Below are 16,403 nucleotides of genomic sequence, written 5' to 3'. Positions count from 1 at the left end.
GGCGTGAGGCTAACCAACGCGCCCCGGCCGGTGCGCGGAGCCGGCCCTCACAACCCCGGCGCCCCCCACACCGGAAACCACCGGCCCAGGTCCTTCTCCACCCGCAGGTCGTCCCCGAGGGCGGCCCGGACCTGGAGCTCCAGCTGGTTGTCCCGCTTCTCGCCGCCGCCCGGCACCGGGGCGAACGGGTAGAACGTGCCCCGCTTGTAGAGGTAGACCAGCGCCAGCGACCGGCCCTCCGGGTCCCGGAACGCGATCAGCGAGCAGAGCAGCTGCGGGCCGAAGCCGCCGTCCTGGAGGAGGGTGTTGACCGCGTGCAGGTCGTTGACCAGCGCGGCGAGGTCATCGCGCGGCTGCCGGGCGAGCAGCCAGGTGTAGCCGTACGAGTCCCGGCTGAACTCCACCGGGATGCCGCCGCGCCCGGTGTCCGCGTCGAGCAGCTCCCGTACGTCCTGCTGGATACGGGCGAAGCCGGCGCCCTCCACACCGGCGAAGCACACCGATCCGAGGCCGGTCGGGACGAAGCCCGTGGCCGCCTGGAGGGTCAGCGCGGCGGACGGGACGGCGAAGAGCTGGTCGAGGTCGGGGCGGACCGGCTTGCTGCGGCCCAGGATGGTGTCGAGCAGACCCACAGTGGCTCCTTACGGGCGGGACAGGTCGGCGGAGATGCGGGCCAGCTGGTCCAGGCGCTGTTCCAGCGTGGGGTGGGAGGAGAGCAGGCGGCTCAGGCTCTCCTTGGAGGAGAAGGCGGGGACGAAGTAGAAGGCGTTGTACGGCTCCGCCTTCCGCAGGTCCTCCGTCGGGATCCGGGCCATCTGGCCGCTGACCTTGGTGAGGGCGGAGGCGAGGGCCGAGGGTCTGCCGGTGAGCAGCGCGGCCGTGCGGTCGGCGGAGAGTTCGCGGTAGCGCGACAGCAGCCGGGTCAGCAGGAAGCTCAGGGCGTAGACGACCGCGCTGATCAGGGGGATCAGCATGATGATGATGCCCGAGGGGTCGTTGCTGCGGTTGCTGCGGGCGAAGCCGCCCCAGAGCGCGACGCGGGTGATCATGCCCGCGAGGACGCCCAGGAACGAGGCGATCGTCATGACGGCGACATCGCGGTGCGCGACGTGCGACATCTCGTGGGCGAGGACGCCCTCCAGCTCCTCCGGTTCGAGCCTTCGCAGCAGGCCCGTGGTGGCGCAGACGAGGGCCGACTTCTCGCTGCGGCCGGTGGCGAAGGCGTTGGGGACGTCGCTCTCGGCGATCGCGACGCGGGGCTTGGACATGTCGGCGAGCGCGCAGATCCGGTCGATCGCGCCGTGCAGCTCCGGCGCCTGCTCGGGGGTGACCTCGCGGGCGCCCATGCTGAAGGCGGCGATGCGGTCGCTGAACCAGAACTGGGCGACGAACATGCCCCCGGTGATGATCAGGATGATCGGCCAGGCGCCGCGCATCACGGCCAGCAGGACGCCGACCAGGACCACGTACAGCAGGCCGATCAGGAACATGGTGGTGACCATGCGTGTGGTCAGACCGCGGTCGGCGGCGTACCGGCTACGGGTTCTGGTCATGGGTGACCTCCAGTCCTCGCCTGCCTCCATGGTGCTCCTCGGTGGCCGAAAGTGGATGCGTCCGCTCCGCTCGCGGCATTTGGCCGAACAGGACCTAGCTGTTTAGGTGCCTGAGGCATCTAGTGGTGGGTGATCGGTACGACACCCCCCTCTCCTTGCGAGGCCCGCCGTGACAGAGACCGTGACCGAGACAGAAACCGAGACAGAAACCGAGACCGTTTCCTTCCCGCAGGACCGCACCTGTCCCTACCAGCCGCCGGCCGGCTATCCGAGCGCGAGCCGCGGCCAGCGGTCCGTGTCCCGCGTACGGCTCTTCGACGGCCGTACGGTGTGGCTGGTGACCGGCCACGCCGAGGCCCGGGCCCTCCTGGTGGACCCGAGGCTGTCGTCCGACCGGGAGAATCCCGCGTTCCCGTTCTTCGCCCGGCGGCTGGCATCCACCAGCCAGCGGCGCATCGAACTGCTCGGCCTCGATGATCCGGAGCACAATGTGCAGCGCCGGATGCTGATTCCGAGCTTCACGGTCAGGCGGGCGGCGGCGCTGCGGCCGGGCATCCAGGAGATCGTCGACCGGCTGCTCGACGCGATGGTCGCGCAGGGCCCGCCGGCCGAGCTGGTCGAAGCCTTCGCGCTGCCCGTGCCCTCCATGGTCATCTGCGCGCTGCTGGGCGTGCCCTACACGGACCACGAGTTCTTCGAGGCGCAGTCCCGCAAGCTGCTGCGCGGCCCCGCCGGCTCCGACGTCGAGGCGGCGCGGGACGCGCTGAGCGCGTACTTCCGCGCACTGATCGAGCGGAAGCGGCGGGACCCGGGCGAGGGACTGCTCGACGAGCTCATCGCCAAGCAGCTGGACACCGGGGCCGTGGACCTGGAGGAGCTGGTGCGGCTGGCCCAGATCCTGCTCGTGGCCGGTCACGAGACGACGGCGAACATGATCTCGCTCGGCACCCTCACCCTGCTCCAGCACCCGGACCAGCTGGCCCGGATGCGTGACGGGGGCGACGGGGTTCCGGCCGCCGTCGAGGAACTGCTGCGCTTCCTGTCCATCGCCGACGGGCTCTCCCGGGTGGCCGTCGAGGACATCGAGGTGGGCGGGGTGACCCTGCGGGCCGGGGACGGTGTCCTGCTGTCCACGGCGGTGATCAACCGGGACGAGGCCGCCTATCCGTCGCCGGACGCGCTCGATCTCGGGCGCGGGGCGCGCAACCACGTCGCCTTCGGGTTCGGCATCCACCAGTGCCTGGGCCAGAACCTCGCGCGGGCCGAGCTGGAGATCGCGCTGCCCGCGCTCTTCGCCCGGCTGCCCGGCCTGCGGCTGGCGGTGCCGGCCGAGGAGATCCCGTTCAAACCGGGGGACACGGTTCAGGGGCTCATCGAGCTGCCGGTGACCTGGTGACCGGGGCCCGGGCGGAAGGACGGACGGACATGGCGGAGATGCGGATCGATATCGACCGGGACGTGTGCATCGGCGCCGGGCAGTGCGCTCTCGCCGCGCCGAAGGTGTTCACGCAGGACGACGACGGGCTCAGCGAACTTCTGGCGGATGCCGAGCCCGGGCCCATGGTCGGCGAGGCGGCCCGCGCCTGCCCCGTACAGGCCATCACGATCGGCTGACGCGGTCCGCCGGGGCGGCGCGGCCGGTCAGGGCCAGAGCAGCTCCCGCTCCCAGCCACCGGCTCCGTCCTCCCGGCGGTAGCGCAGCCGTACGTGCCGCCGCCGGGCGTCGCCCTGGAAGAACTCGACCTCGTGCGGCTCGACCACGTACCGCGTCCAGCTCGCCACCTCCGCGTCCGGCTCCTCCCGCGCCCGCTGCCACGCCGCGTCCGAGGCCCGGTCGAGCTCCGTCGTCGAGCCCAGCACCTCGCTCTGCCGCCCCACCAGTGCGGAGGCGAGCGCCCCGGCCGAGCGGGCGTGCAGGTCGGCGCTGCTTTCGGCGGGGGAGCAGGCGGTGACCGGTCCCCGGACGCGTAGCTGCCGGCCCTGCGCGGGCCAGTAGAAGCCGAGCGCGGCGTACGGACGGGCGGCGAGCTCGCGGCCCTTCGCGCTGGTGGCGTGCGTGGCGAAGTGCCAGCCGCGCGCGTCGGCGTCGTGCAGCATCAGCGTGCGTACGTCGGGCAGGCCCTCCTCGTCCACGGTGGCCAGCGTCATCGTGTGCGGCTCGGCCTGCCCGGCGGCGACCGCCTCCGCGAACCAGGCGTGGAAGAGGGGGAGCGGGGCGGGGGGTGCCGTGGCCGGGTCGAAGGCGGGGAGCTCGATGTCCCAGACGCGCTGGGCGTGGAGCAGGCCGAGGAAGGCGCGGTGTGCGGTGGAGTCGGATGCATCGGTCATGCCCCCATTCCACCCGGTGCGGCGAAGTCGGCGGGTGAGTGGAGAGCGAAGTGGGCGCGGCGGACAGGCTCGGACGCGTGAGTGGGCGCCTGCATCGCCTTCCACTCCGACGGAAACGATCGCATCCGGCGGGACGATGTAGCACACCGGGACACAAGGGGCTACGCTGGGTCCATGAAGACCATTACGCAGCGGGAATTCCGGAATCGGTCCGCAGACGTCATGGACGCCGTGGAGGCCGGCGAGATCTTCCACATCACGCGCAACGGCATAGAGGTCGCGGAACTTCGCCCGCTCACGCGCAAGCGGAGCCTGAGCGCGGAGGAGCTGGTGGCCCGGCATCGGCGGCTCCCCCGTGTGGACGGCGCGTTGATGCGTCGCGAGGCGGACGAGTTGTTCGGTGACGAGGACCGGGCCGGGGACGACGACCCGTGGGAGCGTACGCGTGGCTGAGCGCTACCGTGCGGGAGTCCTGGACACCTGCACGTACATCGACCTCGACCTGTTGCGCGCCGAGGACCTGCCCGCATTTCCGGCGCTCACCGCCGTGACCATGGCTGAACTGCAACAAGGTGTGGCGGTGGCCCGGGATCCGGCCGGGAGGGCGGCGCGGATGGAGAAGCTGGGAGCGGCCGTGGCCGACTTCGAACCGCTTCCCTTCGACGGAGACGCGGCTGCCCGTTACGGAAGCATGGTGTCCCTCGTCGTCGCGGCGGGCCGAAACCCCCGGCCCCGGCGCATGGGCCTGATGATCGCTTCCATCGCCTCGGTCAGGGGACTGCCGCTCTTCACGCGCAACGCGGACGACTTCACAGGGCTGGAGAGCGTGCTCACCGTCGTCGCCGTGTGAGCCCGCCGGGGGCCTCCCGCGCCGGGTGCGGCCTCACCCCCGCCCCAGCACCACCGTTCCCGACGAGCAGAACCAGCCGCCCGTCCCCGACGCCACCGCCAGTTCCGGCAGCCGGCCCCCGGCCTTGCGCACCTGGCGGGCCCCCGCCTCGCCGCGCAGCTGGCGTACCGCCTCCACCAGGAGGAACAGTCCGCGCATCCCGGGGTGGCAGGCGGACAGGCCGCCGCCGTCCGTGTTCACCGGGAGCTCGCCCGTGAGGCCCGTGCGGCCCTTCTCGACGAATGAGCCGCCCTCGCCCTTCGCGCAGAAACCCAGGTCCTCCAGCGTCACCAGCGTCATATAGGTGAACGCGTCGTAGATCTCCGCGAGGTCGATGTCCGCCGGACGAACGCCCGCCCGCTCGAAGGCGATGCGGCCCGAGACGGCGGCGGGGGAGACCGTGAAGTCGTCCCACTCCGACATGGTGGAGTGCGAGACGTGCTCGCCGGTGCCGAGGATCCAGACGGGGGCCTTCGCCGTGTCCGGTACGTACTCCTCGGCCGCCAGCAGTACCGCGCAGCCGCCGTCGCTGCGGATGCAGCAGTGCAGCTTGGTGAACGGGTCGGCGATCATCGGGCCCGACAGCACCTCGTCGACCGTGACCGGGGTACGGAACATCGCGTCCGGGTTGGCCGCCGCGTTCGCCCGGGCCTGCACCGCCACCTCGGCCAGCTGCTCCAGTGTGGTGCCGTACTCGTGCATGTGGCGGCGGGCGGCCATCGCGTACTTGGCGATCAGCGAGTGCCCGTACGGCACCTCGAACTGGAGCGGACCCCGGGCGCCGAAGGAGAGGTTCGACGTGCGGCGGCCCGCCTTGATGTCGGCCCGGGCCGTCGACCCGTACACCAGCAGGACGGCGTTGGCGCGGCCCGCCGCGATGGCGTCGGCCGCATGCGAGGCCATGACCTCCCAGGTCGAGCCGCCGACCGAGGTGGAGTCCACCCAGGTGGGTTTCAGCCCCAGGTACTCGGCGACCTCGACCGGGGCGAGCGTGCCCAGGCCCGCGGAGGCGAAGCCGTCGACGACCGACCGCTCCAGTCCCGAGTCGGCGAGTGCCCGGCGGGCGGCCTGGGCGTGCAGGGCGTACGGAGTGGCCGTGTCGACGCGTCCGCAGTCGGCGAGGGATATGCCGACGACGGCGACCTTGCGGCGGGATGAGGACGTGGCAGCCATGAATCTGACGGTACATCAGATTCATGGCGGGCGAACCGTCGCGCCGTGCGCCGATCCTGTGGCGCCTGTCGCCCTGCGAGACTCTGGGAATCTCGCTGCTTCGCCTCTAGCATGACGGCCCGTCAGATCGGAGGCCGTCGGCCTCCGAGGAGAAGGAGCCCGCCGATGGATGCCGCCTTCACCGCGGAACAGGACGAGATCCGCCGCACCCTGCGCGACCTGCTGGCCGAACGCGACACAGGGAGAACCGCACCGGCCCCGGACGGGTACGACACCGCACTGTGGCACCGGCTCTCCCGGGACCTCGGGCTGCCCGGACTCGCCCTCCCCGAGAAGTACGGAGGCGGGGGCCGCGGGCCCGCCGAGCTCGCCGTCGCCCTGGAGGAGACCGGCCGGGCCCTGCTGCCGTCCCCGCTGCTCGCCACCGCCGTGCTCGCCGCCCCCCTGATCCTCGCCCTCGGCACCGACGAGCAGCGCACCGCCCTGCTGCCCTCCCTCGCGGCGGGCGGGCTCACCGCGGCCCTGGCCGTTCCCGGCGGCTCGCTCTCCACCGCGCTCGGCCTCACCGGCGATCTCACCGGCGGCGTCTGGGCGGGCGGCGGCCGGGCGGGCGGCGTGCAGGCCCGGCCGGCCGGCGGCGACGGCGGCGGCTGGCGGCTGTACGGGGAGGCCGCCCAGGTGCTGGACGGGCACAGCGCCGGACTGCTCCTGGTCGCCGCGCACACCGGCGGCTTCCCGCGCAGCCGCACCCTGCTGTTCCTGGTCAGGACCGACGGCCCGCAGCCGCCCGCCGGTCTCGTCCGCACCCCGCAGGCCTCGCTCGACGTCACCCGGCCGCTCGCCCGGATCGAGCTGCGCGACACCGCGGCCGAACTCCTCGGCGCCGACGACACCGTGGACGCGATCTCCGCTCTCGCGGCCACCGGCCGCGCGGCTGCCGTCGCACTCGCCGCCGAGGCGGCCGGGGCGGCGGCGGCTGCGCTGGAGCGGACCGCCGACTACGTCGGGGAGCGCGAGAGGTCCGGCCGGGCGGGCGGCTCCTTCCAGGCCGTGAAGCTCCGCCTGGCGGACCTGTACGTACGCGTGCGCTCGGCCCGCTCCGCCGCGTACTACGCGGCCTGGGACCCGGAATCCGGCGGACTCGCGCTCGCCCAGGCGCTGGAAACGCTGAGGATCACCACCACCGAGGCCGTGCAACTGCACGGCGGCGCCGGCTTCACCGGGGAGGACGAGGCGCGGCTGTACTTCAACCGGGCCGCATCCGACGAACTGCTCCTCGGTCCCGTGCACCGGCTCCGCGACCATGCGGCGCAGCGGGCCGGACTCTTCGGGCAGGAGCGGGCCGGCGGCCCGGCGGGGAACGGGCCGGCCGGGCGGGTGGCGGTCTGATGGCGCCCGGGGTCCGGCTCGTCCAGAAGGTGTCCTCGACCCGCGTCTTCGCGCGGATCGCCCCGCACGTGGTGCCCGCCATGGACCGCACCGTGCACCGGCTCACCCGCGGCCGGGTACTGCTCAGCGCGCAGATGCTGCCGGGGGTGGTACTGACGGTGCCGGGGGCGCGCAGCGGGCAGCCCAGGACGACCCCGCTGGCCTGCATGCCGCAGCCGGGCGAACGCGGCAAGGGCGGCTGGATTCTGGTCGGCAGCAACTTCGGCCGCCCGGGGCATCCCGCCTGGACGGCGAATCTGCTGGCGCATCCGGAGGCGGCCGTCATCAACTGGAAGGGCCGCGACATTCCCGTACGGGCACGGCTGCTGGCCGGGGAGGAACGGGCCGGGGTGTGGGAGGCGGCGCTGAGGTTCTGGCCGCCCTATGCCGCGTACCAGGCACGGATCGACCGGGAGATCCGGCTGTTCCGGCTGGATCCGCTGGAGGGGTCTGACGGTCCGGTGTGATGGCCGGAGGGTCCGGGAACGCCGACGGCGGACCACATGCGTGGTCCGCCGTCGGTGAGACAGGACCTGGGGCGCCCGGGATCACCGCGCGTCACCCAGTACGGGTTCCGGCGCGGGCGTTACTTCGTCGGCTTCTTGCCGGTGATGCCCAGATGCACCAACAGTGCGAGGTTCGGCTTGAGTTCGGCCTGCTTGACGCCCCAGGTGGTGAAGCCCTTCTGGTGCGAGGCGACGGCGGCCAGCATCGCGACCAGGGAGCCCGCCATCGCCGCGGCGCTGACGTCCTTGTCGACCTTGCCCTTGGCCTGGAGCTCCTTCACCGAGTCCGTAAGGGAGTTGGTGACGGAGTTCAGGATCTTCATGCGGATCTTGTAGAACCGCTTGTCGCCCTCGGCGGCGCCGAGGTCGACCACGCGCAGAATGGCATCGTTGCGCCGCCAGAAGTCGAGGAATCCCTCGACGAGTTCTTCGGCCGCGTGCCATCCGGATTTTCCGACCCAGGAGCGTCCGGCGACCAGTTCGGTCAGTCCGGCACCCTCCTTGGCCATCTCTTCGGCGATTTCGAGGACGGCGCCCTCGACGTCGGGGAAGTACTGGTAGAAGGTTGCGGGTGAAGTCCCCGCCTTCCGGGCGACGTCGATGACTTTGACGTCCCGGTACGGCGAGGAGCTGAGCATCTCGCTGAGGCAGTCGAGCAGCTTCTGCCGCGTCGCCTGTCCTCGCCGACCGGCCACGCGGCCGTCGACGGTGCGTACTTGTCCTGTCATGCCGTCAGCTTACCGACGGGTGATCGGAGCGCGATTCGGCCGACTGCAAATGGGGAGCGCGGCAGGTGCGGTGGGGGGAGTGGGTGGATTTCGGGGGATGCGCCCCAGGGGTGCGCCGCCGGTTCCCCACAGGCTGATTAGTGTTATCAACAGCCTGTGGACAACTTCGGTGGATAACTTTCCGTGACGAGGGTGCGCATGGCGTGCGTATCGAAAATGTGTTCGCATCGGAGGGGCTGGAGCGCGGGCGGGCCGATGCGCCGCTACGTTGGGTGTGACGAGCGTCACCACGGATGAGTGGCGTCGCGACGGAAGGATCCGGGCTCATGGCCGCATTCGCGCAGTCCGCCCCGTGCTGGGTGGATGTGCAGCTCCCCGACCTCGAAGCGGGCAAGCGCTTCTACGGTGAGCTCTTCGGCTGGACCTTCCGGGCGGGCGACGGGCCGTACGCCGACGCCCTCAACGGCGGCGCTCTCGTGGCCGCCCTCGCCGCCAAGCAGGACGGCCGGATGCCGACGGCCTGGGGCGTCTACTTCGCCACCGACGACATCACCGCCTCCGTCGCCCGGATCCGCGAGCACGGCGGCCAGGTGATCACCGACCCCGTCCGGGCCGGCCTGTCCGGGGTGCTCGCCCAGGCCGCCGACCCCGGCGGTGCGGTCTTCGGCCTCTGGCAGGCCGCTGAGCGCAAGGGCTTCCAGAAGCAGAACGAGCCCGGCTCCTTCTGCTGGACCGAGGTCCACACCCGGCAGAAGGACAAGGTCGACGCCTTCTACGAGGAGGTCTTCGGCTTCCGGTCGACGGAGCTGGACGGGTCGGGCGACCCGGGGACCCATGAGGCGGGCCTCGAATTCCGCATGTGGTCCCCGGCGGGCACCGAGCCGGGGCCCGACACGGCGGTCGGCGGGCGCAGCGTCATCACGGACGCGTTCCCCGCCGAGATGCCCAGCTACTTCCTGACGTACTTCGCCGTGGCGGACTGCGACGCGTCGGCCGAGGCCGTGCGGCGGCTCGGCGGCCGGGTCACCGAGCCGCCCTTCGACATCCCCTACGGACGGATGGCGGTCGTCCAGGACGACCAGGGCGCCGTGTTCGCCGTACTTCAGGAACCCGTGTCCTGAAACAGACGGAACGGTATGGGACACCCCGATCCGCCCCCGGGTTCGCAACCGGCGCCCCGGCCAGGAAGAATCGGGGTGCGCACCGCCGGGTGGTGCCCACTGATGAGACGCTGCACACGGCGGGTTTTTCGCGGACCTCTCCTCAACCGAGGTCCGTACGGGGAGGTGGCAGGCAAGTGGTGGAGCAGCTGACGCAGCACGACCCGAGGCGGATCGGCCCGTTCGAGGTGCTGGGACGGCTCGGGGCCGGCGGCATGGGGCTGGTCTATCTCGCCCGTTCGGCGTCCGGCCGGCGGGTGGCGATCAAGACGGTCCGTACGGAACTGGCCGAGGACCAGCTGTTCCGGGTCCGCTTCACGCGCGAGGTGGAGGCCGCCCGAGCCGTCAGCGGTTTCTACACGGCCGCCGTCGTCGACGCGGACCCGCGCGCCGCCGTGCCCTGGCTCGCCACCGCCTATGTGCCCGCGCCCTCGCTCGAAGAGATAGTGAATGAGTGCGGTCCCATGCCGACCCAGGCCGTGCGCTGGCTGGCGGCGGGCATCGCGGAGGCCCTGCAGTCCATCCACGGGGCGAAGCTCGTCCACCGCGACATGAAGCCGTCCAACGTGCTCGTCGTCGAGGACGGCCCCCGGGTGATCGACTTCGGGATCGCGTCCGGTGTCTCCAACACCCGGCTCACCATGACGAACGTCGCCGTGGGCACGCCGGCGTACATGTCGCCCGAGCAGGCGCGTGACTCGCGCAGCGTCACCGGCGCGAGCGACATCTTCTCGCTCGGCTCGACCCTCGTCTTCGCCGCGACCGGCCATGCCCCGTTCCACGGGGCCAACCCGGTCGAGACGGTCTTCATGCTGCTGCGCGAGGGCCCGGACGTGAGCGGTCTGCCCGACGATCTGCGGTCGCTGATCGAGTCGTGCATGCAGATGGACGCCTCGATGCGGCCCACGCCGGCCGAACTGCAGGCCCAGCTCTCCCCGCACCTCTTCGCCTCCGGGAGCGACGACAGCGGCACGGCCTCGGCCTGGCTGCCGGCCTCCGCGACCGCGATGATCGAACAGCGCCGCGGCGGCGGACGCGCGGTCGCCGCCGCGCCGCCGGTTCCTCCGGCACCCGCCCCGCCCGCACCCGTGGCGCCGCCCGCGCAGCAGCCGGCCCACGTGTCAGACGGCGGCCCGGTACGGCTGTCCGGCGTGCAGGTGCCGATCGGTCCGGGCCCGCGCGCCCAGGACGTACGGGCCTCGGCGGCCGCCGCCGAGGCCGGTCCGGCGACCGGCTGGGTGCGCCCGCCCGCCGGGGTGGGCGGGGCCGTCACCGCGCCGACCGCCCCCGTACCCGCTCCCGCGCCGGCGCCCGACAGCGCGCCCGCGGACCCGGGGCGCTGGCGGCCCTGGCGGTTCCGGATGTCGAACGACGTGTGGGGCACACCGGTCGTCGTCGGCGACCTGCTGTACGTCACCTCCTTCGAGGTCCACGCGCTGGACACCGGCAACGGGCGGCGCCAGTTCAAGACCCGTGACGTGGCCTGGGCGATGGCCGTGGACGGCGGCAGCATCCTCGCCTCCGACGGCCCGTCCCTCTACGCCCTGGACGCGGCGACCGGCACCGAGCGGTGGCGGCTCCAGTCCGACGCGTGGGTCTACTCCCTCAAGGCCGAGCGCGGCACGGTCGTCACCGGTACGCGGGGCGGCGGCGTCCAGGCGTGGGAGGCGTCCACGGGCGAGCGGCTCTGGGAGATCCACGGCGCGCAGACGGACTTCGAGACGGCGGAGGCCGGCCCGGCGCTGCACGACGGCACGGTCTACCTCTGGCAGGACGCCCGGCTGCGGGCCGTCGACGCCCGCACCGGCACCGAGCGCTGGTCCTACCCGGTCGGCGACGCGGCCTCCTGCGGCGGAGTGCCGGTCCGGGTGACCCCGGCTCCGGACGGCTACGTGTACGTCTCCGCCGGGACCCGGGTCCTCGCCGTGGACATCGCCTCCGGCCATGTGCGCTGGCACTTCGAGTCACCGGCGGTCTTCCTCTCCCCGCCCGCCTTCGCCCCCGGCCCGGCGGTGACCGGCGGCGGGGTGTACCTCGCGGACTACCTCGGCACGGTGTACGCGCTCGACGCCTCGACCGGCAAGGACCGCTGGCGCATCGCCACGGAGTCCCGCCAGTCGATCGAGCCGGTGCTGGTGGTGGCGGGCAACGTCCACGTGGGCAGCGGCAGCGCGCTGTACACGCTGGACGCGGTCACGGGCACCCCGAAGTGGCGGTTCGCCGCGGGCGGCGAGGTCGTGGGCGCGCCGGTCGTCGCCGACGGCCGCGTCCACTTCGGCTCGGCGGACCACGTGCTCTACACCCTGGACGCGGCGGGCGGCCAGCTCCGCTGGAAGCTGGCCACGGGCGGTGAGATCACGGGTTCGCCCGTGGCGCAGGGCGGGGTGGTCTACGCGTGCAGCAAGGACCGCTGCGTGTACGCGCTGGACGCGCTGAAGGGCACGGGCACGGGCAACAGGGCCCGCACGTAGACCGCCCCGCCCCTGGTCCCGACCACCCCTCCGCGGTCGCTTCTGCCGGTGCGGGGTTCGGCCGACCTTCCCAGCCCGTCCGGCGTTTGAGGACGGAACCGGGGATGGGGTGGGCGGTACACAAGGACTCCGGGGGCGCCCGGTGGCCGCTTCGTCCTCAATCGCCGGACGGGCTGGAGTGGGTGGCCGCTTCGTCCTCAATCGTCGGACGGGCTGGAGTGGGACGCGAGCGCAGCCGCTCCGTCCTCAAGTGCCGGACGGGCCTGAGCGGTCCGGGCCGTCCGGGCCGTCCGGGCGGTCCTGGACCGGGTACGTCGCGGTCGGCTCCGTGTCCGGGTCGCGCGGCGGGCCGGCGGAAGGGCCGGGCGCCGGGCCCACGTACGGGTCCGCCTCCGGCTCCGGCCACGGACTCGTCTGCACCGACGGCCCCGGCTCCCGCGTGGGCGGCCACGTGTCAGGGTCCGCCGACCCCGGCGCCGCGTAGGGCTGATCGCGGCGATCCGGCCGGCCCGCAAGGCCGCGGTCGCGCGCCCGCCCCCGCCCGGACATCAGCGCCGCACCCAGCAGAAGCAGCACGCCGCCACCGGCCGCGCCCGCCACGCCCTGCTGCAGTCCGGAACCGTCCCCCGCGACCGTCAGGCTGCCCGTCGCCTGCCCCTGACGCACCATCCACAGCACCGTGAACCCGAGCACCAGCACACCCGCGAGCGCGACCAGCGGCCGGAAGCGGAGCACCACGCCCACGACCGCCAGGACCGCGGCGAAGAGGAACGGCAGCAGGATCGAGCCGAGCACGCCGGGATGGGCCGCGGTGACGCCGGTGAACAGGTCGTCGACCCCGTAGTAGCGCCCGAGGCGGCCGTCGTACCAGTCACGGAAGGGGCTCAGCACGGCGGCCGCCGCTCCTAGGAGAGCGACGATCGAGCCGAGGACGTTACGGATCATGTCCGGCACCTCCCGCGGGCGGGAAACGCGCGCCGGCCGGCGACGCCGATCTTCACCGCTCTCGACTCGACGCTACGCCGGAGGCATGACCCACGCCACCAGACGGACGATGACGAGACCGTGACAGGGCCATGACCGGACTACCGTTCGAGGCCCGTCATGCTGTGCGCTACGGTGTCGCGCGGTCGTCCGGCAACGGGGCCGGCACGCAGCGCAGACGAAGGACAACACAAGGGGGACGTACCGATGGTGCGGCAACACGTGAAGCTCACCGTGGTCCTGGTAGCGGTGGTGCTCGCGCTCACCGGCTTCTCCAGCTCCAGCAGCGGCGGCAAGGGCGGGAGCAAGAGCAGGAGCGGGAAGAGCAAGTCGAGCAGCAGTGGCGGCGGGTGCTCCAGCTCCAAGAAGAGCAACGGCACGTACCACGACACGGACTCCGACTACGACGATGACGACTACGGCTCGTCGAGCGGCTCCTCGGTCTCCACGAACGTGACCCCCACCGCCACCGCCACGGACGCCCCGCAGGCGTACGTCTTCCGCTGCGCGGCCCCCCGCAAGGGCAAGCGCAAGGCCGTCACCACCTCCACCGTGCGGCTCACCGCGAACGCGGCCGGCAGCCACTCGTACGAGGTCGACGTGACCTTCCTCGACGCGGTGGGGAACACCGTGGACACCGGCGAGGCCACCCTGTCCGCGGACGGCGGCGAGACGAAGACCGTCTCCGTCCGGATGGACCACCCGGGCAAGGTCTCCCGGGTGAAGAAGTGCTCGGTCACCGCCGAGCTCGACTACTGAGGCCCCGGCCTCTCACCGCAACCGGAATCCGCCACCCCCGCCCCGCCCCCTGAACAGCTCCTCCTGCCGCTCCGGCGCCAGGTTCCCGAGCGCGATCAGGTGCGGGGCGTGGGCGAAGGCCTGGGCCCGGGCCGCTTCCTTCGCGGACCAGAGCGCGCGTACCGTCCCCTGCACCCCGGCGGTCGGGTACGAGGCGATGACGGCCGCCGCCCGCAGCGCCGCCTCCACCGCGCCGCCGGGCGGGGTCACCTCACTGACCAGCCCGGTCTCGTACGCACGCCGGGCCGTGACCCGTTCCGCCGTTCCCATCAGGGACATCCGGGCCGCCTCGCCGAACGGCATCCGCTGCGCCATGGCGATCGCCTCGTACGCGCTGACCATGCCGTACGTGGTGTGCGGGTCGAAGAACGTCGCCTCCTGCGACGCGATGACGAACTCCGCCTCGCCCAGCAGATAGAACGCCCCGCCGCATGCCATTCCCTCCACGGCCGCGATCACCGGCTTCCACAGGTCGTTGGCCTTCGGCCCGATCGTGAGCAGCGGATCGTCGATCGTGTACGGGGACGAGGGCTGCGGGACGTCCACGCCCCGGTCGATCCCGGTGCAGAACGCCCGCCCTCCCGCACCCGTGACCACGACGGCCCGTACCTCGTCGTCGAACCGGAACGTCCGCCAGGCGGAGCTGAGTTCGGCGGCCGTCGCGAGGTCGATCGCGTTGAGTCTGTCCGGCCGGTCCAGGGTGAGCAGCGCGACCCCGGTTGCCTTGTCCGTCTCCGTGCGCAGCGCCATCCCGGGTCACCGCTCCAGCGTCCAGCGGACCAGGGGCGGCGCGTCGGGGGAGACGGGGCAGAAGACCGCCTTCACCGCCGCCCCGATCCTCAGCCGCGCCGGGTCGACGGAGTTCAGCGGGGCGTCCGGCCCCGTGACCACGTTGCCGGCCAGCCGGATCTCCGGGGCGTCCGCCAGCTCGACGATCACGGCGTTGTACGGGGCCTGGGCGGTGTACGCGGGCAGCAGTGGCGGATGCGGCAGCACGTACGACCAGATGCGGCCGCGTCCGCTCATCACCCGCCACTCGCTCGCGAAGGACTGGCAGTGCGGGCAGCACGGCCGGGGCGGGAAGCGGAGCCGGCCGCAGTCCTCGGCGGCGCACGCCTGGACGCGCAGTTCGCCGCGGGCCGCGTACTCCCAGAAGGGCGCGCCGTCCTCGTCGACGACGGGCAGCAGCAGTCCGTCCATCTCGGTCAGCTCCTCAATTCCTCAGCAGTACGGCGGATGTGGGGACACCTTCCCCGGCGGTGACCAGGCAGGTCGAGGCGTCCGGGACCTGGGCGGTGGAGATGCCGCGCAGCTGCTTCACGCCCTCGTTGATGAGGTTGAAGCCGTGCACGTACCCCTCGCTGAGCCCGCCGCCGCCCGTGTTGACCGGCAGCCGTCCGCCGCTCTCCAGAGCCCCGCCCTCGGTGAACGCGGCGCCCTCGCCGCGCCCGCAGAATCCGTACCCCTCCAAGGAGAGCGGGATGAGCGGCGTGAACGCGTCGTAGATCTGCGCCACATCGACGTCCTGCGGCCCGAAGTCGGCCTGCTTCCACAGCTGTCGGGCCGCCGTCCAGGCGGGTCCGGTCAGCGGGTCGTCGTTCCAGTAGTTGACCATCCCGTGGTGCTGGGCGGGCAGTCCCTGGGCGACGGAGTGGAGGTAGACGGGCTTCTGCCGGCAGTCGCGGGCCCGTTCGGCGGAGACGATGACGCAGGCCAGGGCCCCGTCCGTCTCCAGGCAGTTGTCGAAGAGGCAGAGCGGCTCGCTGATCCAGCGGGAGGTCATGTACATCTCGCGGGTCAGCGGGCGTTCGTACATCACGGCGGCCGGGTTCTGGTTGGCGCGGTTGCGGCAGGCGAGCGCGACGTTGAAGAGGTGGTCGCGGGTCGCCCCGTACTCGTGCATGTACCGCCGGGCCAGCATCCCGATCTCGTCGGCGGGCCGCAGCAGCCCGTAGGGCCGGGTCCACTGGGCGGGGGTGGGCAGCTGTACGGCGGTGTTCTTCCAGGGCCGCGGCCCCGACCCGCGCTTCCGCGACCGCCAGGCGACGCCCACGCTCGCCTGCCCGGTCGCGATGGCGGACGCCAGGTGCGCGAGGGTCGCGCAGGAGCCGCCGCCGCCGTACCCCACCTTGCTGAAGAAGGTGACGTCACCGGCCCCGATCGCCTTGGCGACCTCGACCTCGTCGGTCTCCTCCATCGTGTACGAGGCGAACGCGTCCACCTCCGACGCGGCGATGCCCGCGTCGTCCAGCGCCGCGACGATCGCCCGGCACGCCAGGGTCTTCTCGGACTCGGGCAGATGTTTCGCGAACTCCGTCTGCCCGATTCCGGCTATCGCCGCCTTGTCCTTGAGCGTCGCCACCCGCCACCTCCGAGGCCGTCATG

Annotated in this window: 18 protein-coding genes; 9 read left to right on the top strand and 9 right to left on the bottom strand. The window is 72.5% G+C overall.

The window, feature by feature from the left end; translation table 11 throughout:
• Positions 1-47: 47 nt before the first annotated feature.
• Positions 48-632 carry a hypothetical protein gene (locus ACIQMX_RS04915; protein ID WP_402474960.1) on the bottom strand — a complete coding sequence of 195 codons (585 nt, stop codon included), beginning with the start codon at positions 630-632 and terminating at the stop codon, positions 48-50.
• 9 nt (positions 633-641) lie between these two features.
• On the bottom strand, positions 642-1,553 hold the full coding sequence (htpX, locus tag ACIQMX_RS04910; protein ID WP_402474957.1) for a zinc metalloprotease HtpX: 912 nt from the start codon (positions 1,551-1,553) through the stop codon (positions 642-644).
• A 181-nt stretch (positions 1,554-1,734) separates the two neighbouring features.
• Between htpX and ACIQMX_RS04905 the strand changes: the two genes are divergently transcribed.
• Positions 1,735-2,949 (top strand): cytochrome P450, encoded by a 1,215-nt coding sequence (locus ACIQMX_RS04905; protein ID WP_402474954.1) that lies wholly within the window; start codon positions 1,735-1,737, stop codon positions 2,947-2,949.
• A 38-nt stretch (positions 2,950-2,987) separates the two neighbouring features.
• Positions 2,988-3,167, top strand: coding sequence for a ferredoxin (locus ACIQMX_RS04900; protein WP_402475599.1), 180 nt, complete (start codon positions 2,988-2,990; stop codon positions 3,165-3,167).
• Positions 3,168-3,194: 27 nt separating this feature from the next.
• Here the strand turns inward: ACIQMX_RS04900 and ACIQMX_RS04895 are convergent, their stop codons facing one another.
• Complete coding sequence (locus tag ACIQMX_RS04895; protein WP_402474951.1) at positions 3,195-3,881, bottom strand: pyridoxal 5'-phosphate synthase; 687 nt, start codon at positions 3,879-3,881, stop codon at positions 3,195-3,197.
• Between the two features lie 174 nt (positions 3,882-4,055).
• Here ACIQMX_RS04895 and ACIQMX_RS04890 point away from each other — a divergent pair, with 174 nt between their 5' ends.
• Positions 4,056-4,334: a type II toxin-antitoxin system prevent-host-death family antitoxin gene (locus ACIQMX_RS04890; protein ID WP_363071303.1), complete on the top strand. Its 279-nt coding sequence runs from the start codon at positions 4,056-4,058 to the stop codon at positions 4,332-4,334.
• Entirely contained in the window at positions 4,327-4,731 is a 405-nt protein-coding gene (locus ACIQMX_RS04885; RefSeq protein WP_363071305.1) for a type II toxin-antitoxin system VapC family toxin, read from the top strand. Before ACIQMX_RS04890 ends, ACIQMX_RS04885 begins: the two co-directional genes overlap by 8 nt.
• 33 nt (positions 4,732-4,764) lie before the next feature.
• Here ACIQMX_RS04885 and ACIQMX_RS04880 read toward each other — a convergent pair whose 3' ends face one another.
• Positions 4,765-5,943: a thiolase C-terminal domain-containing protein gene (locus ACIQMX_RS04880; protein WP_363071306.1), complete on the bottom strand. Its 1,179-nt coding sequence runs from the start codon at positions 5,941-5,943 to the stop codon at positions 4,765-4,767.
• Positions 5,944-6,108: 165 nt separating this feature from the next.
• Between ACIQMX_RS04880 and ACIQMX_RS04875 the strand changes: the two genes are divergently transcribed.
• Together ACIQMX_RS04875 and ACIQMX_RS04870 are read left to right on the top strand one after the other, a co-directional pair.
• A complete protein-coding gene (locus ACIQMX_RS04875; RefSeq protein WP_402474947.1) occupies positions 6,109-7,332 on the top strand; it encodes an acyl-CoA dehydrogenase family protein in 1,224 nt (407 codons plus the stop codon).
• Positions 7,332-7,838 carry a nitroreductase family deazaflavin-dependent oxidoreductase gene (locus ACIQMX_RS04870; RefSeq protein ID WP_363071310.1) on the top strand — a complete coding sequence of 169 codons (507 nt, stop codon included), beginning with the start codon at positions 7,332-7,334 and terminating at the stop codon, positions 7,836-7,838. The genes ACIQMX_RS04875 and ACIQMX_RS04870 overlap by 1 nt, the downstream gene beginning before the upstream one ends.
• Before the next feature lie 119 nt (positions 7,839-7,957).
• Here the strand turns inward: ACIQMX_RS04870 and ACIQMX_RS04865 are convergent, their stop codons facing one another.
• Complete coding sequence (locus ACIQMX_RS04865) at positions 7,958-8,605, bottom strand: TetR family transcriptional regulator (RefSeq protein ID WP_363071312.1); 648 nt, start codon at positions 8,603-8,605, stop codon at positions 7,958-7,960.
• 326 nt (positions 8,606-8,931) lie between these two features.
• Here ACIQMX_RS04865 and ACIQMX_RS04860 point away from each other — a divergent pair, with 326 nt between their 5' ends.
• Positions 8,932-9,726: a VOC family protein gene (locus ACIQMX_RS04860; protein WP_402474943.1), complete on the top strand. Its 795-nt coding sequence runs from the start codon at positions 8,932-8,934 to the stop codon at positions 9,724-9,726.
• A 179-nt stretch (positions 9,727-9,905) separates the two neighbouring features.
• Positions 9,906-12,236: a PQQ-binding-like beta-propeller repeat protein gene (locus ACIQMX_RS04855; RefSeq protein WP_402475597.1), complete on the top strand. Its 2,331-nt coding sequence runs from the start codon at positions 9,906-9,908 to the stop codon at positions 12,234-12,236.
• A gap of 246 nt (positions 12,237-12,482) precedes the next feature.
• Here ACIQMX_RS04855 and ACIQMX_RS04850 read toward each other — a convergent pair whose 3' ends face one another.
• Positions 12,483-13,181: a hypothetical protein gene (locus ACIQMX_RS04850; RefSeq protein WP_402474940.1), complete on the bottom strand. Its 699-nt coding sequence runs from the start codon at positions 13,179-13,181 to the stop codon at positions 12,483-12,485.
• A gap of 246 nt (positions 13,182-13,427) precedes the next feature.
• Between ACIQMX_RS04850 and ACIQMX_RS04845 the strand changes: the two genes are divergently transcribed.
• Entirely contained in the window at positions 13,428-13,979 is a 552-nt protein-coding gene (locus ACIQMX_RS04845) for a hypothetical protein (protein WP_402474938.1), read from the top strand.
• 12 nt (positions 13,980-13,991) lie between these two features.
• On the opposite strand, the gene ACIQMX_RS04840 is transcribed toward ACIQMX_RS04845, so the two are convergent.
• From ACIQMX_RS04840 to ACIQMX_RS04830, 3 genes are read right to left on the bottom strand one after another with little or no spacing between them, the layout of a single operon-like run.
• Entirely contained in the window at positions 13,992-14,768 is a 777-nt protein-coding gene (locus ACIQMX_RS04840) for an enoyl-CoA hydratase/isomerase family protein (RefSeq protein WP_402474936.1), read from the bottom strand.
• A 6-nt stretch (positions 14,769-14,774) separates the two neighbouring features.
• A complete protein-coding gene (locus tag ACIQMX_RS04835; RefSeq protein ID WP_402474933.1) occupies positions 14,775-15,218 on the bottom strand; it encodes a Zn-ribbon domain-containing OB-fold protein in 444 nt (147 codons plus the stop codon).
• A gap of 13 nt (positions 15,219-15,231) precedes the next feature.
• On the bottom strand, positions 15,232-16,380 hold the full coding sequence (locus ACIQMX_RS04830; RefSeq protein WP_363071324.1) for a lipid-transfer protein: 1,149 nt from the start codon (positions 16,378-16,380) through the stop codon (positions 15,232-15,234).
• Positions 16,381-16,403 lie beyond the last annotated feature (23 nt).

This window comes from Streptomyces sp. NPDC091416, from assembly GCF_044756845.1.
GTDB lineage: Bacteria > Actinomycetota > Actinomycetes > Streptomycetales > Streptomycetaceae > Streptomyces.
The sequence above is the reverse complement of the archived record's forward strand: the minus strand, read 5'-3'. Positions and strand labels throughout refer to the sequence as shown.

What these genes read in the sequence shown, in the direction of transcription:
- htpX (WP_402474957.1), bottom strand. Translation starts at nt 1,553, where the DNA reads ATGACCAGAACCCGTAGCCGGTACGCCGCCGACCGCGGTCTGACCACA.
- ACIQMX_RS04900 (WP_402475599.1), top strand. Translation starts at nt 2,988, where the DNA reads ATGCGGATCGATATCGACCGGGACGTGTGCATCGGCGCCGGGCAGTGC.
- ACIQMX_RS04895 (WP_402474951.1), bottom strand. Translation starts at nt 3,881, where the DNA reads ATGACCGATGCATCCGACTCCACCGCACACCGCGCCTTCCTCGGCCTG.
- ACIQMX_RS04890 (WP_363071303.1), top strand. Translation starts at nt 4,056, where the DNA reads ATGAAGACCATTACGCAGCGGGAATTCCGGAATCGGTCCGCAGACGTC.
- ACIQMX_RS04880 (WP_363071306.1), bottom strand. Translation starts at nt 5,943, where the DNA reads ATGGCTGCCACGTCCTCATCCCGCCGCAAGGTCGCCGTCGTCGGCATA.
- ACIQMX_RS04875 (WP_402474947.1), top strand. Translation starts at nt 6,109, where the DNA reads ATGGATGCCGCCTTCACCGCGGAACAGGACGAGATCCGCCGCACCCTG.
- ACIQMX_RS04870 (WP_363071310.1), top strand. Translation starts at nt 7,332, where the DNA reads ATGGCGCCCGGGGTCCGGCTCGTCCAGAAGGTGTCCTCGACCCGCGTC.
- ACIQMX_RS04865 (WP_363071312.1), bottom strand. Translation starts at nt 8,605, where the DNA reads ATGACAGGACAAGTACGCACCGTCGACGGCCGCGTGGCCGGTCGGCGA.
- ACIQMX_RS04860 (WP_402474943.1), top strand. Translation starts at nt 8,932, where the DNA reads ATGGCCGCATTCGCGCAGTCCGCCCCGTGCTGGGTGGATGTGCAGCTC.
- ACIQMX_RS04850 (WP_402474940.1), bottom strand. Translation starts at nt 13,181, where the DNA reads ATGATCCGTAACGTCCTCGGCTCGATCGTCGCTCTCCTAGGAGCGGCG.
- ACIQMX_RS04845 (WP_402474938.1), top strand. Translation starts at nt 13,428, where the DNA reads ATGGTGCGGCAACACGTGAAGCTCACCGTGGTCCTGGTAGCGGTGGTG.
- ACIQMX_RS04840 (WP_402474936.1), bottom strand. Translation starts at nt 14,768, where the DNA reads ATGGCGCTGCGCACGGAGACGGACAAGGCAACCGGGGTCGCGCTGCTC.
- ACIQMX_RS04835 (WP_402474933.1), bottom strand. Translation starts at nt 15,218, where the DNA reads ATGGACGGACTGCTGCTGCCCGTCGTCGACGAGGACGGCGCGCCCTTC.